Here is a 19,930-nt window from a genome sequence, read left to right on the forward strand (position 1 = left end):
ACATGCTCATCTCCCAGCGACCCTCACTGGCCGAAGAGGCCGTGACCGAGACCCGCTCCCGGTTCGTCATCGAACCGCTGGAGCCCGGCTTCGGCTACACCCTCGGCAACTCGCTGCGCCGGACCTTGCTGTCCTCCATTCCCGGCGCGGCCGTCACCAGCCTGCGCATTGACGGTGTGCTGCACGAGTTCACCACCATTCCGGGCGTGAAGGAGGACGTCACCGACGTCATCCTGAACCTCAAGGAGCTCGTCACGAGCTCCGAGGAGGACGAGCCGGTCACGATGTACCTGCGCAAGCAGGGCCCCGGTGAGGTCACCGCGGCCGACATCGTGCCGCCGGCCGGGGTCACCGTGCACAACCCGGATCTGCACATCGCCACGCTCAACGGCAAGGGAAAGCTGGAGATCGAGCTCGTCGTCGAGCGCGGTCGCGGCTACGTCCCGGCGGTGCAGAACAAGCAGACCGGTGCGGAGATCGGTCGCATCCCGGTGGACTCGATCTACTCGCCGGTGCTGAAGGTGACCTACAAGGTCGAGGCCACCCGTGTTGAGCAGCGCACCGACTTCGACAAGCTGATCCTGGACGTCGAGACCAAGCCGTCGATCACGCCGCGCGACGCGGTCGCGTCGGCCGGTCGGACCCTGGTCGAGCTGTTCGGGCTGGCGCGCGAGCTCAACGTGGACGCCGAGGGCATCGAGATCGGACCGTCGCCCGCCGAGGCCGACACCATCGCGGCCTACGCGATGCCGATCGAGGACCTGGACCTGACGGTGCGCTCCTACAACTGCCTCAAGCGGGAGGGCATTCACACCGTCGGCGAACTGGTGTCGCGCAGCGAGGCGGACCTGCTGGACATCCGCAACTTCGGTGCGAAGTCCATCGACGAGGTCAAGCTGAAGCTGGTGGGTCTGGGACTGGCACTGAAGGACAGCCCGCCCGGGTTCGACCCGTCGGCCGCGGCCGCCGAGTACGCCTCGGAGGGCTGGTCGGCGGACGACGACACCCCGCTGGGCTCCTTGTCGGTGGCCGAGGACAACGGCTACGACGACGGTCAGGACTACGCGGAGACAGAGCAGCTGTAGCTGTGATGCGCGGGAAGGGCCACCCGATCCGCGCCTTGAGAGGAGCAAGCGATGCCCACCCCCACCAAGGGAGCGCGTCTCGGCGGGTCGCCGTCGCACGAGCGGTTGATGCTGGCCAACCTGGCCACGTCGCTGTTCGAGCACGGGAAGATCACGACGACCGAGGCGAAGGCGAAGCGGCTGCGGCCGCTCGCCGAGCGCCTGATCACCAAAGCGAAAAAGGGCGACCTGCACAACCGTCGCGAGGTCATGAAGACCATCCGCGACAAGGACGTCGTGCACAAGCTGTTCGCCGAGATCGGTCCGCACTTCGCGGAGCGTCCGGGCGGCTACACCCGGATCATCAAGGCGATGCCGCGTCGCGGTGACAGCGCCAAGATGGCCGTGATCGCCCTGGTGACGGAGAAGACCGTCACCTCCGAGGCGGAAGCCGCCCGCGGCACCAAGTTCGCGAAGGACGCCGAGCCGGCCGCCGAGGCGACCCCGGCCGCGGACGAGTCCGCCGCGGTCGAGACCGAGGCCGTCGAGGCCAAGGCCGACGACGCCGCTGAGGCCAAGGCCGAGGAGGCCGAGAAGAAGGACGAGTCCTGATTCCGGTTTCTGACGCGTCGAACGAGCCCGTCGCTCCTTCCGGGGAGGGCGGGCTCGTTCGTCTTCGCTTGGACGTGTCCTACGACGGCACGGACTTCGCCGGTTGGGCGAAGCAGCCCGGGCAGCGCACGGTGCAAGGCCTCCTGGAGGACGCGCTGTCGAAGCAGCCGCCGGGCCGGGAGATGTCGCGATCCGTCGTGGTGGCGGGCCGCACGGACGCGGGCGTGCACGCCGACGGCCAAGTCGTGCACGTGGACGCCAAACCGTTCCGCTCCGCCGCCGAGGCGCGGTTTCCCGTTGACGCACAAGGGATTCCGCTCCTCGACCGGCTCGCGCACCGGTGGAACCGCATCCTGCCCGGCGACGTGCGGGTGCGCTCGGTCGTGCTGGCGCCCGACGGCTTCAACGCCCGCTTCTCCGCGCTGCGGCGGCACTACCGGTACCAGGTCTCGGACGCGCCGTGGGGCGTCGATCCGTCGCGGCGGCGGAACACCCTGGCGTGGAACCGCACCGTGGACGTCGACGCGCTGAACGCCGCCTCGCGGGATCTGTTGGGACTGCGGGATTTCGCCGCGTTCTGCAAGCCCCGCGACGGCGCGACGACCGTGCGCGAGCTGCAGCGCTTCGAGTGGGAACGGGTCGCCGAGCACCTGATCGTGGCCCGGGTGAGCGCGGACGCGTTCTGCCATTCGATGGTGCGGAGCCTGGTGGGCGTGCTGCTGCTGGTCGGCGACGGCCGCCAAGGCCGCGGTTGGCCCGCGGAACTGGCGGACTCCGCGGAACGCACCAGTGCGGTCGCGCCCGCGCACGGGTTGACGTTGGTGGGCGTCGACTACCCGGACACCGCAGAACTCGCGGAGCGCGCTGAGCTCACTCGCGCGGTGCGCTCGCTTCGGTGATTCCCGCCCGGTCGTTTTGCTCGGGTGGTCCTGTGGCGGAACCTCAGGTGTCTTCTCGCTGCGGGATCTTTTTCCCAAGTGGCTCCGCCACGAGGGAAAAAGCCGTCCTCGCGAGAAGACACCTGAGAACCCGCCGGTGAGGACTTCTTGACGTGGGCTATGTGCTTCGCACATACAGGCACGGCCTCCGGCCGCAAGGCAGACTTCGCTCCGCTCGTCCACTGCACGGCTTCGCCGCTAGGCATTGCTTTTGGCTGCGCGGCGGAGTGGTGTGCGGGGGCGGGGGGTGTTGTCAGGGTTTGCGGAGGGCTTCGGTCAGTTTGACTCGGGCTCCGGTTCTGAGGATGGCGTTGGCGTAGATTCGGCCGCCCAGGCGGAGCAGGCCGGCCAGGGCGGCGATGCTCAGGAGCACGGCGACCGCGGACTCCCAGGGCTCGGCCACGCCCAGGGCGGTGCGCATCGGCATCAGCACCGGGGAGAAGCCGGGGACCAAGGACAGCGCGGCGCCCAGCGTGCTCTCCGGATCGTTCGGCAGCACGGTGAGGCCGACGACGAACGGGATCACCAGCAGCATGATCACCGGGGTGACCACGCTCTGCAGGTCCTCCTGGCGCGACACCAGGGACGCGGCGGCGGCGAGCACCGTGGCGTACAGGTAGAAGCCGAGCAGGAACCACACCAGCGCCCACAGCATGGTCCCGAGCAGCGCGGCGGAGGGCAGCGCCAGCACCCCGGCTCCGACGGCGACCGCGAGCCCGATCCCGCCGATCAGCACGAACTGCGCCAGCCCGGCCAGCCCGATCCCGAGCACCTTGCCCGCGAGCAGCTGGGTGGGGCGGATGGTGGAGAGCAGGATCTCCACGACGCGGCTCGTCTTCTCCTCCACCACGCCTTGCGCCACGGCCTGGCCGAACATGATCAGGAAGAAGTAGAGCAGCATCCCCGCGCCGACGGCCATGCCGAGCCGCTGGCCGCGCTGCGGGTCGTCGGGCTCCAGCGTCCGCACGTCCACCTGCGCCCCCGCCAGCACGGCTCGCACGTCCGCGGGGTCCAGCCCGGCCATCGCGAGCTCGGCGTCGAGGGCCTGCTGGCGCACCACCTCGTCCAGCGCTGTGCGCACCCCCGAATCGGGCGCGGTGCGCACGATGAGGTTCAGGGCGTCCGGTGCTCCGGCGACGAGCCCGTCCAGTTCGCCGTCGGCGACGAGCGCCTCCCCGGTGGCCTGATCCGGGATCCGGGTGCTCTCGACGGTGGTGCCGAGCCGGGCGGCGGTGCGTTCGAGGGGCGTCGCGACGGCGGTCGCCTGCCCGGTGAACCCGATCTTGGAAGTGGCCCCCTGCTGTCCGATGAAGAACATCAGCGCGGCGTAGCCGACCAGGATCGCGAGGATCGCGCCGGTGCTGATCAGGAAGGACCGGGTGCGGATCCGGGTGTTGACCTCGCGGCGGGCGACGGTCCACACGGTGCGCAGCGGACTCACGCGGCACGCTCCTCGGTGACGACGGTGCGGAACAGGTCGGTGAGGTCGGGCCGGTCGCGGCGGAACTCGTGCACCGGGCCCGTGGCGAGAGCGGCGCGCAGCACGGCCTGGTCGTCGGCGCCCTCGGCGAGTTCGAGGGTGGTGCGGCCGTCCCGGACGTCGAGGACGCGGACTCCGGCGAGCCCGTCGGCCCATCCCGCGGTGGCCAGCGGCGCGTGCACCACGAGCTTCGCTGCGCCCTGATCGCGCAGCTCGGCGACGGTGCCGCACGCGACGGTGCTCCCGGCGGCGACGATGCCGACCCGGTCGCAGAGCCGCTGCACCAGGTCGAGCTGATGGCTGGAGAACAGCACCGGGATGCCCCTGTCGCGGGTTTCGCGCAGCACGTCGCTCATCACCTCCACGGCCACCGGGTCGAGGCCGGAGAACGGCTCGTCGAGCACCAGCACGTCCGGTTCGTGCACGAGGGCCGCCGCGAGCTGCACGCGCTGCTGGTTGCCGAGGCTGAGCCGCTGCACCTGCTCCTCGCGCCGGTCCCGCAGGCCGAGCCGGTCGGTCCAGTGCGCGGCGGCGGACCGCGCGCGCTCGCGGCTCATGCCGTGCAGCTCCCCGAGGTAGGAGAGTTGTTCGGCGACCTTCATCTTCGGGTAGAGGCCGCGTTCCTCCGGCATGTAGCCGAAGCGCCTGCGGACGTCTAGGTCGAGCGGTGCCCCGCGGAAGCGCACCTCGCCCGAGTCCGCGGCGAGCACGCCGAGCGCGATGCGCATCGTGGTGGTCTTGCCCGCGCCGTTGCTGCCGACGAAGCCGAACAGCTCACCGGCGCCGACGGTGAACGTCATGTCGCGCAACGCGACGGTCTCGCCGTAGCGCTTGGAGATGCGGTCGATCTCCAGGCCGCTGTCCGCCACGTGCAACGCCTCCTCGGGTTCGTACCGCCTGCGGATCATCGTGCCGGACGAGGTGCGGGGATCGGTCCGGTTCGGGGCTTTCCGCGAGGTCGGGGCATGTCGGTTCGGTCACGGGTTCCCGGTGCGGGGTCAGTCGAGCAGGCCGTGCAGGGCCTTGTCGACGAGGGCGGTCACCACGGGCAGCGCCTCCGCCCGAAGGTCCGGCCGCAGGCCCAGCCGGGTGCGCCGGTCGAGGACGTCGTCGGCGTCGAGCGCCCCTTCGTGGCGCACCGCCCACAGCACTTCGGCGGCGGTGAGCTCGGTGCCAGGCGCCACCGGTTCGGCGAGGTCCGGGTCCAGTTCGGCGAGCGCGGCCACCCGGCCCGCTTCGGTGCCGTAACGCGCCACGAGCCGCGGTGCCGCCTCGATCCGGTGCAGGTGCGCCCGGTCCGCGGCGCCGACCAGCGGAACGGCGGTGGTGCGGGACGGGCCCGCGGGCAGTCCGGCGGCGCGGACGGCGGTGTCCACGGCTTCGGCGGCCATCCGCCGGTAGGTGGTGAGCTTGCCGCCGACGACGGTGACCACCCCGTCCGGGGAGGTGCGCACCGCGTGCCTGCGGGACAGGTCGGCCGACGACGCCTTGCGCTTGCCCGCGGGTTCGTCCAGCAGCGGGCGCAGCCCGGCGAACGACCCCAGCACGTGCTCCCTGCCGAGCGGTGCGCCGAGCGCGCCGCGCACCGCGGTCAGCAGCTGGTCCACATCGGACTCCGGCACTCCCGGCACGGCGGGGATGGGGCCGTGCACCGGTTCGTCGGTCAGTCCCAGGTAGGCGGTGCCGTCGGATTGCGGCAGCAGCAGGAGGAAGCGCCCGGACTCGGCGGGCAAGGTCAGCGCGGTGCCGGTGAGCCCGGCGGCCTCGGCGTCGATGACCAGGTGCGAGCCGCGCGAGGGGCGCAGCCGGACCTCCGGCGAGAGCTCCCCGGCCCACACGCCGGTCGCGTTCACCACGGCGCGCGCCGACAACCGCAGGTGCTGCCCGGTGCGCTGCTCGACGGTGTCCGCGCCGTCGCGATCCAGCGCGGTCGCGCGCACCCGGGTGAGCACTCGCGCGCCGAAACCGGCGGCGGTGCGGGCGAGCGCGACGACGAGCCGCGCGTCGTCGATGAGCTGCCCGTCGTAGCTCAGCAGCCCGCCGCGCAGCCCTTCGGTGCGCAGGCCCGGCACGAGCGCTCCCGCTTCGACGGCGGGGACGCGGCGCGGCGCGGGCAGCACCGCGGCCGGAGTCCGCGCGGCGCGGCGCAGCGCATCGCCCGCGTGCAGCCCGGCGGTGAGCACGGCCTCCGACTTCCGGGACACGGCCTCGTGCAACGGGATCAGCTGCGGCAAGGTGCGCACCAGGTGCGGCGCGGTGCGGGTCATCAGCACGTCGCGTTCGACGGCGCTCTCCCTGGCCGTCGCGAGGTCGCCGTGCGCGAGGTAGCGCAGTCCACCGTGGACGAGCTTGCTGGACCAGCGCGACGTTCCCCACGCGAGGTCGTCGGCTTCCACCAGCGCGACGCGCAGCCCGCGGGAGGCGGCGTCCAAGGCCACTCCGGCGCCGGTGACCCCTGCTCCGACCACCAGCAGGTCCAGCGTCTCGTCGGCCACCGCGGACAGCTCGGCGCCGCGGCGGGCGGTGTTCAGCGAGGTGGCGCGCAAGGAGCCTGCGGGCAGCGGCGTGGTGCTCATGGGGCCTCCGGGTGGGCAGGTCGGGCGGGGGCCGGGCGCAGCGCCGCGTCGAGCAGTGCGGCCAGTTCGCGGTTCATCGCGTCGGGGGCGGTTCCGGCGGTGAGGCGGGCGGAGAGCACGAAGGACTGGACGAGCAGCAGCAGCGCCCTTGCCTGCGCGGCGGGATCGGAGTGGCGCACCGAGCCGTCGACGTGCCCGTCGGCGAGGTAGTCGAGCAGGAAGCGCTCCGCGGCGAGCTGGGTGCTGCCGAGGCGTTCGACGAGGTAGGGCAGCAGCAGTGCGGCATCGGTGTCGAGGACCCTGCGCAGCAGCGGCGAGTCCTGGAGCTGCCGGACGGTGTCGAGGGTGGCGGTGACGAGCCGTTCGCGGGCGGTGCCGCTGCCCTCCTGTTCCCGCGCGTGGCGCAGGATCGCGCAGAAGTCCCTCGTCATCAAGGTTCCGACGAGGCTGCTGACGTCGGGGAAGCGCCGGTACAGCGTCATCCGGCTGATCCGGGCGCGGCGGGCGATCTCGGTGAGCGTGGTGCGCCGCACGCCGTGCGCGAGCACGCTGTCCCGCGTGGCGCGCAGGATCTCGGCGTCCTCGACGCGGTTCGCCGCCGTCCGGGAGGGCAGCCTCGGCCAGCCCGCGGCGCTGTGACGTTGCGACGTCATATGTAACACTGTACTGGTGAGCGAGTTGATCGACCACACCCTGCGAGGTGGCTGGACGCCCTCCGGGGCCGGTGCGGCCCCGTTGCCGGCGCACGCGCTGCGCTGGCTGTCCACGCGCATCGGGCTCGACGGGATCACCACGCCCGCCGCGCCCGCATCGCTGCTGGACGTGCCGGGCAGCGCGCTGCCGGAAGCGGCCCGCGCGGAGCTCGCGGAACTGCTCGGCGAGCACCAGGTGCAGACCGGGGCGACGGCCCGGCTGGGGCGCGCCGGTGGCTTGTCCTACGCGGACCTGGTGCGCCGCCGCGACGGCACGGACCTGGCGATCCCGGACGCGGTGCTGCTGCCCGCGGACCCGGCGCAGGTGCAGCAGGTGCTCGAGGTGTGCGTGCGCCACGACGTGGCCGTGGTGCCGTTCGGCGGCGGTACGTCCGTCGTCGGCGGGGTCACCGCGCTGCGCGGCGAGAAGTCGTCGGTCGTGGCGCTGGACCTGGCCGGGTTGGACCGGCTGATCTCCGTCGACCCGGTGTCGCGGATCGCGGTGCTGCAGGCGGGAGTCCGGGCGCCGGAGGCGGAGTCGTTGCTGGCGGCGCACGGTTTCACGCTGGGCCACTTCCCGCAGTCGTTCGAACGCGCCACCATCGGCGGGTTCGCCGCCACCCGCTCGGCCGGGCAGGCCTCGTCGGGTTACGGGCGGTTCGCGGACATGGTCGAGGGAGTGCGGGTGGCGACCCCGGTGGGCGAGTGGCGGCTCGGCTCCGCGCCCGCGTCGGCCGCCGGGCCCGACCTGCGCCAGCTCGCCGTCGGCGGGGAGGGGGCGCTGGGCGTCATCACCGAGGTGGCGCTGCGGGTGCGGCCCAAGCCCACCGAGATGCGCTACGAGGCGCTGGTGCTGGACGGCTGGCAGGCGGGCGCGGAGGCGGTGCGCGCGCTGGCGCAGCAGCGGGTCCTCGCCGACGTCACCAGGTTGTCCGATGTGGACGAGACCGCCGTGCAGCTGGAGCTCTCCGGCGGCGTGAAATCCCGCGCGCTGCGGACGTTGCTGCTGGGGCGGCGCATCGCCGAACCGTGCCTGCTGGTCCTCGGCTGGGAGTCCACCAGCGGCGCGGAGCTCAAGCAGCGCCGGGCGGCGACGTTGCGGGCGCTGAGCGGATTCCGCTCGCTGCGGCTCGGGCCGCGCGGCGGGGAAGCCTGGCACAGCAACAGGTTCGCGGGACCACGGCAGCGGGACGCGCTGCTCGACGTGGGCGTGTGCGTGGAGACGCTGGAGACCGCGACCTGCTGGTCCCGGCTGTCCGAGCTGCGCTCGGCGGTGCGCGCCGCGCTGGTGCGCGCGCTGGAGCACGACGGGCGGGCGCCGATCGTGATGTGCCACCTCTCGCACGCCTACGAAACGGGCGCCTCGCTGTACTTCACGGTGCTGGCGGCGCGCAGCGCGCAGGACCCGATCGGCCAGTGGCAGCGCGCGAAGGACGCGGCGACCGACGCCATCACCAAGCGCGTCCCCGGCCACGAGATGGGCCGCGGCACCCTCACCCACCACCACGCGGTGGGCGCGGACCACTTGCCGTGGCTCGAATCCGAGATCGGCTCGATCGGCACCACCGTCCTCGCCGCGGCGAAGCGGGCGGTCGACCCGACCGGAATCCTCAACCCCGGCAAGCTGATCCGCTGAGAACGCCAGAAGCGGACCGTTGAGCGGCGCTCGCGCGACCGGCACCGTATTCGTCTTGCCGTTCCAGGTGCGCGGTGTTCTTGCGCTGTGTCTTGTCAGCGGCGGAGCCGCTGAGCAGTGACCGGCTTGAGCAAGGCGACCACCGGCGGGTTCTCAGCGGCCTTCTCGCGAGGACAGCGATTTCGCTGTGTATGGACATACATGAGAAATCGATCCCGCAGCGAGAAGGCCGCTGAGGTTCCGCCACCCGACCGGCTACGCAGGCCAAGCTCACGGACTGAAAAAGGCCATCAGATCGTGACGAGCATCTTGCCGGTGTTCTTGCCCTGGAGGAGGCCGAAGAACGCTTCGGGGGCGTTGCGCAGGCCCTCGACGACGGTCTCCTCGTAGTGGATCTTGCCGTCGCGCACCAGCGGGGCGACGTCGGTGTGGAACTTCTCCCGCAGGTCGGCGTGGTCGATCACGATGAAGCCGCGGATGCGCAGGCGCTTCTTCACGATCTTGAACATGTTGCGCGGGCCGGGGGAGGGCTCGGCGTCGTTGTAGACGGAGATCGCCCCGCACGCCGCGATGCGGCCGAAGTCGTTGAGCTCGTCGATGGCCGCTTCCAGGTGGTCCCCGCCGACGTTGTCGAAGTACACATCGATGCCGTCGGGCGCCGCCTGCGCGAGCTGGTCGCGGACCGCGCCGTCCTTGTAGTTGAACGCGGCGTCGAAGCCGAGGTCCTCGGTGATGTGGCGGACCTTCTCGGCGGAGCCCGCGCTGCCGATGACCTTCGCCGCCCCGTTCTGCTTGGCGAGCTGGCCGACCAGCGAACCCACCGCGCCCGCGGCGCCGGAGACGAAGACGGTGTCGCCTTCCTTGAACTCGGCGATCTCGAACAAGCCCGCGTAGGCGGTCAGGCCCGGCATGCCCAGCACGCCCAGGTAGGCGTTGAGCGGCGCGGCGTCGCCGTCGACGGGCACGGCCCGCTTGGCGTCGAGCGTCGCGTACTCGCGCCACCCGAGGTAGTGCAGCACGTGCTGGCCGACCTCGAACTGCGGCGAGTTCGACGCGATGACCTCGCCGACGGCGCCGCCGTCGAGCGGCTTGCCGAGCTGGAACGGAGGCACGTAGGACTTGACGTCGTTCATCCGGCCGCGCATCGCCGGGTCGACGCTCATGACCTTGTTGCGGACCAGGATCTGGCCCTCGCCGGGAGCGGTCACCGGTGCGTCGGTGATCTCGAAGTTGTCCTGCGTGGGGAAGCCGTTCGGGCGGCTCGCGAGCCGGATTTCGACGCCGGTGTCCGGAAGTCCCTGGGTCGTCACGCTGGCCTCCATATACGAAACTGATTCGTGTCGGAAATAGTGTGTAGCAAGGGGTTCGCCGTCCACATGATGGCCGCGCGGGCAACGCCGTGCGCGGTGGACGCCCCTGCAGGGCAACCTCGCCGAAGACCGGATCATTCCCGGTTCGGCAGTGGCATCGCTAACGAAATCGAACCGCCGCCGCGGGGCCCGCTCACTCCGGGTTCTTGCCCCGGCGCAACGAGGGCGACCAGCGGGACTTCTCCAACGAGCGGCGCAACATCAGGTACGCCGACTGCACCGAGGCGATCAAGTCCTCCGCGCGGCCCGGCGCCACCCTGCGCTCCGGGGCGGGCATCGGCGTCACCCGCATCCAGCGCTCGTCCCACAGCGCCTGCATCGCGTGCTTCCAGCGCTTCTCCACCTCGTCGACGACCTCGTCGCGGACCTCGGCGGCCTCCTCGATCCGCACCGAGGCCGCCGCGACCTCCTGCGCCAGCCGGGCCGACTTCTCCCGCTCGTGCTCGCGCATCCGCTCGGCCGCGCTGGTCGCCGTCGCGATGAGCTCCTTGTACCGCGCCGACGCCGGAACCTCGCTCATCCCGCGCCCTCCTCGTCCGCGTTCCGCCGGGCCGCCGCCGGTGCGCCGGTCAGGTCGAACGGCAGCACCACCTCCGGCTGCGCGTGCACCGAGCGGTCGAAGAACAGGCCGCGCCGCGCGCGCGGCGACCAGTGCACCAGCTGCCCGGCGGCGAAGCTCGACAGCTCCTGGCCGTGCACGTCGAACGCCACCCACGCGCCGATCTCGTCGACCGGCCCCATCAGCGTCGTCTTCAGCCGCTGCGCGCTGCGCCACCAGCCCAGCACGTGCAGCCGCTGCTCCGGGCCCTGCTTGAGCAGTTTCCGCAGCTGGTCGAGGCCGCTGGTGAAGGTGCTGGGGTCCTTCTTCTCCATCGCCGAGTGCGCCGCGTCGACGCCGTAGCACAGCACGTACTCCGGGAGGCCGTCCGCGCTCTCGCTCGCGGCGCGGTCGTCCACCTTCGCGGCGAGCTCCGGGACGACCTTCACGGCCTGGTCCACCCCGTGGTGGACGTGCACCTCGTGGCCCAGCTCCACCAGCGCCTCGGCCAGGTCCGCGACGTCCGGCGCGACCTCCTCGACCAGGCCGAGCAGCGTGAACCGCACCTGGTGCGCCCGGTGCTGGCGGGCCAGCGACAACGCGGCCGCGCCCAGCACGCTCACCGCGTCCACCCGCACCGAGCCGATCACGGCGATGTTCCGGCCCGGCGAGCGGTCCATCCGCACGACCGCGGCCGTGCCGTTCACGTCGATCACCTGCCCCAGCAGCGCCTTCGCCGGGGCGGCTTCCGGTGACAGCCGGGTGAAGTCCGGCAGCGTGGACAGCGCGGGCAGCAGCGAACCGTCGAACAGCCGCGGTGGCACCGCGTTCTCCGGGCGCCGCTCCCACAGCCGGCGCTGCAGCTCGTCGAACGTGCCCTTCGCCGTGGAGTCCGGGATCCGCGCGACGTCGTTGCCGTGCTTGACCCCGGACTCGTGGTTGATCACCGCGTGCCAGCGCGGCAGCTCCAGCGCCGCCTCGTTCTGATCGGCCAGCACCCGGCGCGCCTTCGGCAGCGCGATGCGCAGGATGAACTGCTCGAAGATCGCCGGTTTGCCCCAGAACGCCTCGATGCCCGAGACGTCCTGGCTCGCCAGCACCAGGTGGATGCCCTGCGACCGGCCGCGCCGCGCCACGTCCTCCAGCAGCGAGGTGGCCTGCGCGGAGACCGTGTCGCGTTCGGCGAACAGGTACTGGAACTCGTCGATCACCGCCACGATCCGCGGCCAGCGGCCCTCCGGGTCCTCGGCGCGCAGCTCCTCCAGCTTCGTGACCTCGTGCGCCTTCGCAGCATCCGCGCGGCGGCGCATCTCGGTGGACAGGAAGCGCAGCAGCGCCAGCCCGAACTCGCGGTCCTCGTTGACGTTCACCCCGACCAGTTGCGCGTGCGGCAGCCACGTCGGATCCCGCCTGCCCGGCGTGAACTGCGCGAACGACACGCCCTCCTTGAAGTCCAGGAGGTACAGCTCCAGCTCGTCCGGCGAGTACCGCGCGGCCATGCCGCCGAGCATCGCGTACAGGAAGTTCGTCTTGCCCGATCCGCTCGGGCCGCCGATCAGCGTGTGCGGGCTCGCGTCACCGAGCGTCACCTTCACCGGCTCGCCCTCGTGGAACCCCGCCGGAGCCTGCAGTCCCGAAGCGGAGCGCTGCGCCCACAGCGGCTCCGGCACCAGGTCCTCGAACGTGCGGACCCGCGACCGGCGCGCGATGAACTCGGTGGCGATCGCCGAGCACGCCTTGGTCACCGCTTCCCGCGACGGCGCCGCGTCCAGCCGCACCACCGCTTCCGGCCCGGTCATGCTGGTCCGGGCCTCCTCGGCGCGCAGGGTGACCGACTCCACCGAGCTGTTCACCGTCATCGGCAGGTCGGCCACGATCAGCTGCACGCCGCAGGCCAGCCCGTTGCGCGCCACCCGCTGCAGCTGCTGCTGCTGTTCCTCGCGCAGCGGTTCGCCGTCGCCGAACAGCACCGCGATGCGCCACGGCTCGTCGCGCTGCCCGGTCTCCTCGGCCAGCGCCCGCAGCGAGATGTGACCGCCGTTGAGCGCGCTGGTGTGGATCCGGCGGATGTGGTCGGAGAGCTCCTCCAGCATCTCGCCGAGCCGCGTCGGATCGTGCGCCGTGAGCAGGCCCGCGTTCGTCAGCGGGTACAGGCCGGGCAGCGTGCCGGTCAGCTGCGCCACGTCCCACACGTGCACCCGGACCAGGCCCGGCTTGTAGTGGCTGAGCACGCGCAGCACCAGGTTCTGCACCAGCGCCTCGCGCGCGTCGCCGGTCTGCTTGTTCGAGGTGATCCGCAGGTGCGCCTCGTCGAGCAGCGGCACGGCCACCGGGAACGGCCGCGGGTCGGGGGAGCCGGGCACGTGCCCGGTGCCGACGCGCCAGAGCTGCGGTGGCCGGGAGCTCGCGTCCGCGGTGCCGGGTTCGCCCAGCCATTCCGGCCACGGGCGGCCGGCGATCCCCGGCGCGGCCTCGGCGACCAGCGCGGCCAGCTGGTCGGGGCCCTGCCCGGTCCAGCCGGTGAAGATCTGCTCGCGCTCGGTGCGCGCCTCGTGCATCGCGCCGTCGAACATCGGGCCGGGTTCGCCGCCGACGATCGACGGGTCCCGCTCGGCCCTGGCCAGCCCGGCGGCGGCGATGCGCTGCGCGTACTCCTGCTGGGCGTAGGCGGAGCAGACCCGGTCGAACTCGTTCTCGGCTGCGCCGAGGGCGGTCGCGACGGTGCTCCGCAGGTGCTCGAAGGCCGTTTCGATGCTGCTACGCCGCTCGTTGCGTTTGCGCACACCCCACCTCGGCACCTGGTGTTACAGACCGTGAGGAAACTACCACTCGGAAGTTTCCGTTCATGGGTCGTGGTGGCGCGGAGCACCGCGCCTCGGCTCCGCTGCCGCCGATCGGCGGTGACCCCGGCGGCACGCGGCTCACAGTCGCATCGCGAACGCGCGCAAGGTCTCGACCACGTGCGAGAGCGTGGTCAGCGTGCGTTCCAGTTGGTCATCGGCCCTGCTCAGCTCCGGCGGCACCACCGTCTCCGGATGATCCGGATCCAGGCGGGTCAGCGCGGCCTGCGTCTCCGACAGGGCGCGCCGTCCGGTGGTCAGCTGCTGCCGGGCCTCGTCGAGCTTGGCCTCGGTGTCGCGCAGCGCGGCCACCAGCTCCGTCAGCGACGACACGTCACAGCCGTCCAGCCCAGCCGTCGGCCGCCTCGATGCTGTTGCTGATCGAGCTCTTCAGCAGGTCCAGGTTCTGGCCCGCGTCCACCAGCATGTTGCGCGCCTGCAAGATCTCGTCGTGCCCGCTGCCCTGGATGGCCTGGCTCAGCAGGCCCTGCGCCTCGTCCAGGGCGAGGCGTGCCTGCCCGAGCGACCCGAGGGCTTCATCGGCCTTCGACTTGGCTTGAGCAACTCCGTTGCGAACCTCTTCGACGCTCGCCATCTGCAGCCAACCTTCCGGGGTACTGATCAGGGGTGTGTCGATCCACAAGTTAGCGTCCGCCACTAGTCCGTTCGCGGGCAGGGCGGGCGATGTTGATCAGGGATGGCAACCGCTGCGGAGATCGTTCCGGCGCTCGCCGGGACGACCTCGGTGAGCACGCGCGCGACCTCGCCGAGCGTTCATCGCGCGGGCTGCCGCTCCGCCGTGCCGGGTGCGGGCGCGGCCACGCTGAGCTCCACCGCGGCGATCCCCGACGGCGGTGTCGGAGCCGCGGACCACCGGGACACCACCGACCCCTCGTCCCGGCGCAACCGGGACCAGCCGTTGCCGCCGAGCACCTGCACCGCGTTCGCCACGATCTCCGCGGGCTCGCCCAGCGACGGGCCCAGATCCAGCACGATCCGCACCACCGGGGGGCGCTCGGTCCAGTCGGTGATCGTCGAACGCCCGGACAACCTGCTCGCCAACGCGCGCGCCGGCCACTCCGCGCCCGCCCGGCGCTCGGTCACCACGTCCACCAGCAGCGCCAGCCGCGGGCGCGGCCTGCCCTGCTCGTCGACATCGCTGAGCACCGGCTCCGGTGCGGGAGCGGGCTCGTCCGGATCGTCGAGCCGGAGGTCGAAACCGGAACCGTCCGGCAGCTCCGAACCGGCCCACGCCTCGACCAGCAACCGCTCGCCGCCGCGCACCAGCGCCTCGACCAGGTCCGGATCGTCGATCACCGTCCATGCCGTCGGCGGTTCGCACGCCACCCGGTGCCCGCCGTAGCGGGGACCGAGATCGCGCAAGAACGTCCGCACCGCGCGCGCCAGCGCCGCCGGACCCGCCTGGGTGCCTGGCTCGGACGTCGAGACGCCGACCGTGACCGACCAGCAGCCCGGTTCCTCGTCGGAGCAGTCGCCGGATTCCACGATCCGGCCACCGACCTGGCGCAGCAGTGCACGGCACGCGTCGCGTGCGGAACGGTCGTCGTCGGCGCCCACGACGACGGTGATGAGCAGTTCCAGCCCGGATTTCTCAACCATCGCCGGGGCATTGTCGCGCATCCGGTACCCCGGAACGAAGGGTTGATCAGGTGAACCACGTCGCCGTCCCGCCTACCGGGAGGTGCCCGCGGCGGGGCCGGGCGGACGCGGACGGCGCACCGGCCCTTCCCGGTCGGGCGAGCGGGGTCCGATCGCTCACGCGGCGCGACCACCCCGGCCCGCCCGCTGGGCGGAACGTGCGACGGCCCCTCCGCTCGTGGAGCGGAGGGGCCGTCGTCGCGCCCAGGGACCTCAGGCGGTCGTGTCCCGGCCGGTCACGCCGCCGCCCGAACCGCCGCTTCCGGAGCCGCCGCTGCCCGAACCGCCGGAGCCGCTGCCGCGCGTCGAGGAGCTCTGCTCGCCCGACCGCTGGTGCTTGCCGCCGCCGGTCTGGTCCTGCACGTCGAACCGCTCGCGCCGGACCTCGTCCTGCACGGTCCGCTCCTCCGTGACCAGCTCGGCGCGCAACCGCAGCCGCTCCACCGGCACCGACTCCTTCGTGACCATCGGACGGTCCTCGTGCAGCACGACCTCCTGCTCGTCCTCGCCGAGCGACGAGGTGGCCGGCATCGAGCCGCGCTCCGACTCGCCGATCGGCTCCCGCTCGATGCGCACCTCCTCGTGGCTGATCGGCACCGTGACGGTCTGCTGCTCGGTCACGACGTACTTGCGCACCCGGACCCTGCCGGACTCGATCTGCTCGGTGTTCACCCGCAACCGCTCCTCGGAGCGGGTCATCGACTTCATGCCCGCGGCGTCACCGCTGGCCGTGGCCGACCCCGACGCGGCCGTCGTGCCCGAGCCGGTGCGGGTGCCGCTGCCGGACGTGGTCCCCGTCGTGGAGCGGGTGTCCTGCTCGGTGGCGCCGCTCGACGTCCGCCCACCGGCCATCGCCGCGCCGCCCGCCGCCATGCCGCCGGCCGCGGCGCCCGCGGTGCCGGTCTGCTTGCCGGATTCGGCCTCGGCCGCCCCGGTCTGCTGCGGCACGTCGCGCTGTTGTTGCTGCGGCGACGTCGAACCCTGCTGCAGGCCGTAGTAGTCGTAGAGGTCGTGGCCCTCCTTGTCGGAGAGGTGGCCCTGCTCGGCGTCGACCCGCGGGGCGTCGCGGACCTTCTCCTTGGTCACCCCGACGTTGATGCCCTTGTCGCCGCGTTCGGCGCCGGACAACGGCACGAAGCTCTCCTTGGTGCCGAACAACCCCGTGCGGACCGTGACCCATTCCGGCTGGTGGTTGGCGTCGTCGACGTAAACGTTGCCGACCCGGCCGATCCGGTCGCCTTCCCGGTCGTACACCTCGCTGCCGATGAGGTCCTGTGCACGCTTGACGTCCTTCATGACTACCGCCTCACTCGTCTGCTGGTTCGCAGCCCGGGCTCGTCGCTTCGGCCGGGAGCGCGAATGCGCTGGGCGATCCGGCCGCTGTGCGGTGCCGCGTACTCACGTTGTGCCCGGCCGGGGCGGGCCGCAATCGGCTTCGCAGCCCACTTCACGCATGTGGGTGAGGGCGGTGCCGGGATCCAGGCGGAATGTGATCAGCACGTCGCAGTGGGGGCGACGAACGAGTAATAACAACCGCGCTTACGAGTGATCGCGTGACCAGGACGGTCAGGTGTTGAGCTCCCGGCCCACGAAGGTCAGCACCTCGTCGACGACCTCGGCCCGGTTCGTCTCGTTGAACAACTCGTGGCGGGCGCCGGGGTAGACGTGCTCGTAGAAGTCCAGCCCTCGCACCCGGTCGATGCCGGTTCGGGTGTCGGCCTCGGGGACCAGTTCGTCGTCCTCGCCGTGCACCCACAACGTCGGCAGCCGCAGCGCCGGCCCGTCGTTCACCGCCTCCAGGCAGCGGTCGATCATGCGCAGCGTGGCCCGCTTGAACGAGCCGTGCCACACCAGCGGATCGGCCTCGTACTCCCGGCCCACCTCGGGGTCGCGGGACAACGTCGACGGATCGATCGGTGCCTGCGGGATCTCGTCGCACTCCAACAGGTCCAGCACGTGCCAGGTGCCCAGGACCGGCCCCGACAGCACCACGGCCGCCAGCTCGTCCTGGTGCTCCTGCGCGAACCGCACCGCGAACATGCCGCCCAGGGAATGCCCGATCAGCACCACCGGCAGCTGCGGGTACCGCTCGGAGACCTCGCGGCGCACCGCGTCGAGATCGGCGACGACCTGCTCCGCGTCGCTGATCAGGACCCGCTCGCCCGGCGATTCCCCGTGCCCCGGCAGGTCCGGCGCGACGACCACCGCGCGCGCCGATACGAGCTGCTCCGCGAGCCACTGGTACCGACCCGAATGCTCGCCGTAGCCGTGCACCACCAGCGCGATCCAGCCCGGCGCGCGCCCGGACCACTCGCGCACCATTCGCTCGCCCCTCGGGCCTGCGACGGACCGCTGAATTGCCTCGATCATGGGTATCACCCCAGCACAACAGGTCCGACAAGGCCAGCACCGGCAAGGGCCCGTCCTCGGCTCGGGACGTTCGGGCCGGGCGGTGCGCGCACGACGATGCCCGGCGCCGCCGTGGCGCCGGGCACCGATCCCGATCAGGAGTGGTAGGCGCTGTTCTCGATCGCCCCGAACCCGCACACCGAGCCGAGGTCCCAGCTCACCGTCAGCGGATCCCGCTCGTCGGGCGGCGTCACCAGGGCGCTGACCGGTTTCGGCTGGCACGGGCCCTGTTCGGACTCGCCCTCGTGCGGGACGGCGGTCCAGTGCAACGTGGAGCTCGCGGACTGCCCCGGGGCCAGCCGCACCACCTGCGGGCCGGGGCTCGGGGTCCGCTCCATCTTCGTCGGCACTTCGGCGTCGTCCGCGCCGAGCAGCTGCATGCCGCCGTAGCCGTAGACCGTGCAGGCCTCGCCGCTGGTGTTGGTCAGCGTGAGCTCCGCGTACCGCTGGCCCGCGCCCGACTCACCGTGCTGCACGGCGCCGGAGAGCATCGAGGTGTGGCAGCGCTCCACCTGGCTGCGGGGCTCGGCCGCGGCCTGCCCGGAAGCCGCCGGGCTGCTCTCCGCCGCCGGGGACGGAGCAGCCGCCGCGGACGGCTCCTGGGCCTGCGAGGCGCCGGGAAGCGGAACGGTCGGCAGCGGCGCGTCGGACACCTGCGGGCTCTGCGCCTGGTTCGTCATGGAGCCGCAGCCGCCGAGCAGTGCCGCGCCCAGCGCCACCGCCGTCACCTGGCAGATCCGGTTCGTCTTGCTGGGCTTCCGGCCATCCAGTCGTTGCGAGAACACCGTTGACCACCTCCATCGGCCGCCTCGTACGGCCCGTCGTCGCTATCCGGTCCGCTGTTCTGAAGACGTCTGGCGCCACAGGTGGTTGCACGTCTTGTGCGGTCCGCCCGGAGTTCCCCCGGATGGAGGCGCCGCCCGTTCGGGCCGCCCCCACTGTGCCGCCGCCCGATCCGGTCCGCGACCTGCGCCGTCGATCGGTTCGGGAGCAGTGCTTGATCGTGATCGGCGATCGCGCCGCTGGGGAGCGCGACATGATCACCGGGCGCGGAACAGGACCGATCGGGTGGCGCTCTTGACCTGAACGGCGGAACTCGGTGATCGTTGACCTTCGATACGTTGGCTATGAGAACTGTCCCCGGTCGGCGGAGAACGACGTTCCTCGCTTTCGGAAAGAAATGCCGGCGCCGGGGCCGGCGGAACAGACCGCGAAGAGAGACGAGACCGCCGATCCGGTTCGTGTGGCGTGACTCGCGCACCGGACCGCATCCGGTGAAGTGAGGGGGTTCGGGGATGGCGAGCATTCCAGGAATCGATGTCGCGCGATATCAAGGAGAACCGGACTGGGCCGCCGTTCGCGGCGCCGGATTCGCGTTCAGCTACATCAAGGCGACCGAAGGCGTCGGCTATGTGAGCCCGACGCTGGATTCACAACTCGGCGGGGCTCGCGCGGCCGGGCTGGTGACCGGGCTCTACCACTTCGCCCGGCCGGACACGAACTCGCCGCAGGCGGAGGCCGCCGACTTCGCCGGGCAGCTGGCCCGGACCAACTCCAGCGGCGCGGGGAACCTGCCGCCGTGCCTGGACATGGAGACCGAGGCCGCTGACCTCGGGGCGTGGATCAAGGGCTTCGTGGACGCGTTGCGCGGCCACACCGGGCGCAACGAGGTCGTCGTGTACGCCTCCTCGTCCTGGTTCAGCGACAAGCTGGCCACCGACTCGTGGGTCGACCCGGGCGTGTTCCTGTGGGTCGCGCACTACGGGCAGCCGCCGGGACAGCCGGGCTTCCTCACCGATCGGGTGGCGATCCACCAGCACGCTTCCGACGGGCAGGTGCCCGGGATCGCCGGTGCGACCGACCTCAACGTGTCGCTGGTGGACCTGCCGGTGCTCACCGGCGGCACCGCGCCGCCGCCGGCGCCGCCCGCTCCGCCCGCGCCCGAGACCTACGTGGTGCAGCCGGGGGACACGCTCTCCGGGATCGGGGCGAAGGTCGGCGTGGCCTGGCAGTCCATCGCGCAGGCCAACGGCATCAGCGACCCGAACCTGATCTACGTGGGACAGGTCCTGCGCATTCCCCGCTGACGCGCGGGCTCGTTCGTCCCGGGTGAATC

18 protein-coding genes are annotated in these 19,930 nt (G+C 72.0%); 5 read left to right on the top strand and 13 right to left on the bottom strand.

The window, feature by feature from the left end; all coding sequences use genetic code 11:
- Positions 1-2 precede the first annotated feature (2 nt).
- The 3 genes from BJ969_RS01015 to truA all read left to right on the top strand — a co-directional run bounded on the left by BJ969_RS01015 (position 3) and on the right by truA (position 2,575).
- Positions 3-1,085 (top strand): DNA-directed RNA polymerase subunit alpha, encoded by a 1,083-nt coding sequence (locus tag BJ969_RS01015; RefSeq protein WP_184476422.1) that lies wholly within the window; start codon positions 3-5, stop codon positions 1,083-1,085.
- 51 nt (positions 1,086-1,136) lie between these two features.
- Positions 1,137-1,676, top strand: a complete 540-nt coding sequence (gene rplQ / locus BJ969_RS01020; RefSeq protein ID WP_184476424.1) for a 50S ribosomal protein L17 — start codon at positions 1,137-1,139, stop codon at positions 1,674-1,676.
- Positions 1,677-1,744: 68 nt separating this feature from the next.
- The gene (truA, locus tag BJ969_RS01025) at positions 1,745-2,575 is read left to right on the top strand and encodes a tRNA pseudouridine(38-40) synthase TruA (protein WP_184476426.1); all 831 of its coding nucleotides are present in this window, start codon (positions 1,745-1,747) and stop codon (positions 2,573-2,575) included.
- A gap of 292 nt (positions 2,576-2,867) precedes the next feature.
- Here truA and BJ969_RS01030 read toward each other — a convergent pair whose 3' ends face one another.
- The 4 genes from BJ969_RS01030 to BJ969_RS01045 form a co-directional block, all read right to left on the bottom strand.
- Positions 2,868-4,055 (bottom strand): ABC transporter permease, encoded by a 1,188-nt coding sequence (locus BJ969_RS01030; RefSeq protein WP_343071164.1) that lies wholly within the window; start codon positions 4,053-4,055, stop codon positions 2,868-2,870.
- Complete coding sequence (locus BJ969_RS01035) at positions 4,052-5,002, bottom strand: ABC transporter ATP-binding protein (RefSeq protein ID WP_184476428.1); 951 nt, start codon at positions 5,000-5,002, stop codon at positions 4,052-4,054. The genes BJ969_RS01030 and BJ969_RS01035 overlap by 4 nt, the downstream gene beginning before the upstream one ends.
- A gap of 90 nt (positions 5,003-5,092) precedes the next feature.
- Entirely contained in the window at positions 5,093-6,670 is a 1,578-nt protein-coding gene (locus BJ969_RS01040) for a glycerol-3-phosphate dehydrogenase/oxidase (RefSeq protein ID WP_246456647.1), read from the bottom strand.
- A complete protein-coding gene (locus tag BJ969_RS01045; protein WP_184476430.1) occupies positions 6,667-7,323 on the bottom strand; it encodes a TetR/AcrR family transcriptional regulator in 657 nt (218 codons plus the stop codon). The genes BJ969_RS01040 and BJ969_RS01045 overlap by 4 nt, the downstream gene beginning before the upstream one ends.
- A 16-nt stretch (positions 7,324-7,339) precedes the next feature.
- Here BJ969_RS01045 and BJ969_RS01050 point away from each other — a divergent pair, with 16 nt between their 5' ends.
- The gene (locus BJ969_RS01050; RefSeq protein ID WP_184476432.1) at positions 7,340-8,998 is read left to right on the top strand and encodes an FAD-binding protein; all 1,659 of its coding nucleotides are present in this window, start codon (positions 7,340-7,342) and stop codon (positions 8,996-8,998) included.
- Between the two features lie 290 nt (positions 8,999-9,288).
- On the opposite strand, the gene BJ969_RS01055 is transcribed toward BJ969_RS01050, so the two are convergent.
- The 9 genes from BJ969_RS01055 to BJ969_RS01095 all read right to left on the bottom strand — a co-directional run bounded on the left by BJ969_RS01055 (position 9,289) and on the right by BJ969_RS01095 (position 18,599).
- Complete coding sequence (locus tag BJ969_RS01055) at positions 9,289-10,308, bottom strand: NADP-dependent oxidoreductase (RefSeq protein WP_343071165.1); 1,020 nt, start codon at positions 10,306-10,308, stop codon at positions 9,289-9,291.
- 193 nt (positions 10,309-10,501) lie between these two features.
- The gene (locus BJ969_RS01060) at positions 10,502-10,888 is read right to left on the bottom strand and encodes a hypothetical protein (RefSeq protein ID WP_184476436.1); all 387 of its coding nucleotides are present in this window, start codon (positions 10,886-10,888) and stop codon (positions 10,502-10,504) included.
- Complete coding sequence (locus BJ969_RS01065; RefSeq protein ID WP_184476438.1) at positions 10,885-13,689, bottom strand: FtsK/SpoIIIE domain-containing protein; 2,805 nt, start codon at positions 13,687-13,689, stop codon at positions 10,885-10,887. Before BJ969_RS01065 ends, BJ969_RS01060 begins: the two co-directional genes overlap by 4 nt.
- Before the next feature lie 138 nt (positions 13,690-13,827).
- Positions 13,828-14,079, bottom strand: coding sequence for a hypothetical protein (locus BJ969_RS01070; protein WP_184476440.1), 252 nt, complete (start codon positions 14,077-14,079; stop codon positions 13,828-13,830).
- A gap of 1 nt (position 14,080) precedes the next feature.
- Positions 14,081-14,341, bottom strand: a complete 261-nt coding sequence (locus BJ969_RS01075) for a hypothetical protein (RefSeq protein ID WP_184476442.1) — start codon at positions 14,339-14,341, stop codon at positions 14,081-14,083.
- A gap of 179 nt (positions 14,342-14,520) precedes the next feature.
- The gene (locus BJ969_RS01080) at positions 14,521-15,366 is read right to left on the bottom strand and encodes a hypothetical protein (RefSeq protein ID WP_184476443.1); all 846 of its coding nucleotides are present in this window, start codon (positions 15,364-15,366) and stop codon (positions 14,521-14,523) included.
- A gap of 252 nt (positions 15,367-15,618) precedes the next feature.
- Entirely contained in the window at positions 15,619-16,701 is a 1,083-nt protein-coding gene (locus tag BJ969_RS01085; RefSeq protein ID WP_184476445.1) for a DUF2382 domain-containing protein, read from the bottom strand.
- A 270-nt stretch (positions 16,702-16,971) separates the two neighbouring features.
- Positions 16,972-17,727 (bottom strand): alpha/beta hydrolase, encoded by a 756-nt coding sequence (locus BJ969_RS01090; protein WP_246456648.1) that lies wholly within the window; start codon positions 17,725-17,727, stop codon positions 16,972-16,974.
- A gap of 182 nt (positions 17,728-17,909) precedes the next feature.
- Positions 17,910-18,599, bottom strand: a complete 690-nt coding sequence (locus tag BJ969_RS01095) for a DUF4232 domain-containing protein (protein ID WP_343071166.1) — start codon at positions 18,597-18,599, stop codon at positions 17,910-17,912.
- A gap of 510 nt (positions 18,600-19,109) precedes the next feature.
- On the opposite strand from BJ969_RS01095, the gene BJ969_RS01100 reads away from it, so the two are divergent.
- Positions 19,110-19,901, top strand: coding sequence for a GH25 family lysozyme (locus BJ969_RS01100; protein ID WP_184476449.1), 792 nt, complete (start codon positions 19,110-19,112; stop codon positions 19,899-19,901).
- The last annotated feature ends 29 nt before the right edge of the window (positions 19,902-19,930 follow it).

The organism is Saccharopolyspora gloriosae, from assembly GCF_014203325.1.
Classification (GTDB): Bacteria; Actinomycetota; Actinomycetes; order Mycobacteriales; family Pseudonocardiaceae; genus Saccharopolyspora_C; species Saccharopolyspora_C gloriosae.

Excerpts from the sequence above, each read along its gene's own strand:
- BJ969_RS01040 (WP_246456647.1), bottom strand. The coding sequence starts at position 6,670 with ATGAGCACCACGCCGCTGCCCGCAGGCTCCTTGCGCGCCACCTCGCTG.
- BJ969_RS01100 (WP_184476449.1), top strand. The coding sequence starts at position 19,110 with ATGGCGAGCATTCCAGGAATCGATGTCGCGCGATATCAAGGAGAACCG.
- BJ969_RS01085 (WP_184476445.1), bottom strand. The coding sequence starts at position 16,701 with ATGAAGGACGTCAAGCGTGCACAGGACCTCATCGGCAGCGAGGTGTAC.
- BJ969_RS01045 (WP_184476430.1), bottom strand. The coding sequence starts at position 7,323 with ATGACGTCGCAACGTCACAGCGCCGCGGGCTGGCCGAGGCTGCCCTCC.
- BJ969_RS01090 (WP_246456648.1), bottom strand. The coding sequence starts at position 17,727 with ATGGTGCGCGAGTGGTCCGGGCGCGCGCCGGGCTGGATCGCGCTGGTG.
- BJ969_RS01080 (WP_184476443.1), bottom strand. The coding sequence starts at position 15,366 with ATGGTTGAGAAATCCGGGCTGGAACTGCTCATCACCGTCGTCGTGGGC.
- rplQ (WP_184476424.1), top strand. The coding sequence starts at position 1,137 with ATGCCCACCCCCACCAAGGGAGCGCGTCTCGGCGGGTCGCCGTCGCAC.
- BJ969_RS01015 (WP_184476422.1), top strand. The coding sequence starts at position 3 with ATGCTCATCTCCCAGCGACCCTCACTGGCCGAAGAGGCCGTGACCGAG.
- BJ969_RS01075 (WP_184476442.1), bottom strand. The coding sequence starts at position 14,341 with ATGGCGAGCGTCGAAGAGGTTCGCAACGGAGTTGCTCAAGCCAAGTCG.
- BJ969_RS01060 (WP_184476436.1), bottom strand. The coding sequence starts at position 10,888 with ATGAGCGAGGTTCCGGCGTCGGCGCGGTACAAGGAGCTCATCGCGACG.
- BJ969_RS01035 (WP_184476428.1), bottom strand. The coding sequence starts at position 5,002 with ATGATCCGCAGGCGGTACGAACCCGAGGAGGCGTTGCACGTGGCGGAC.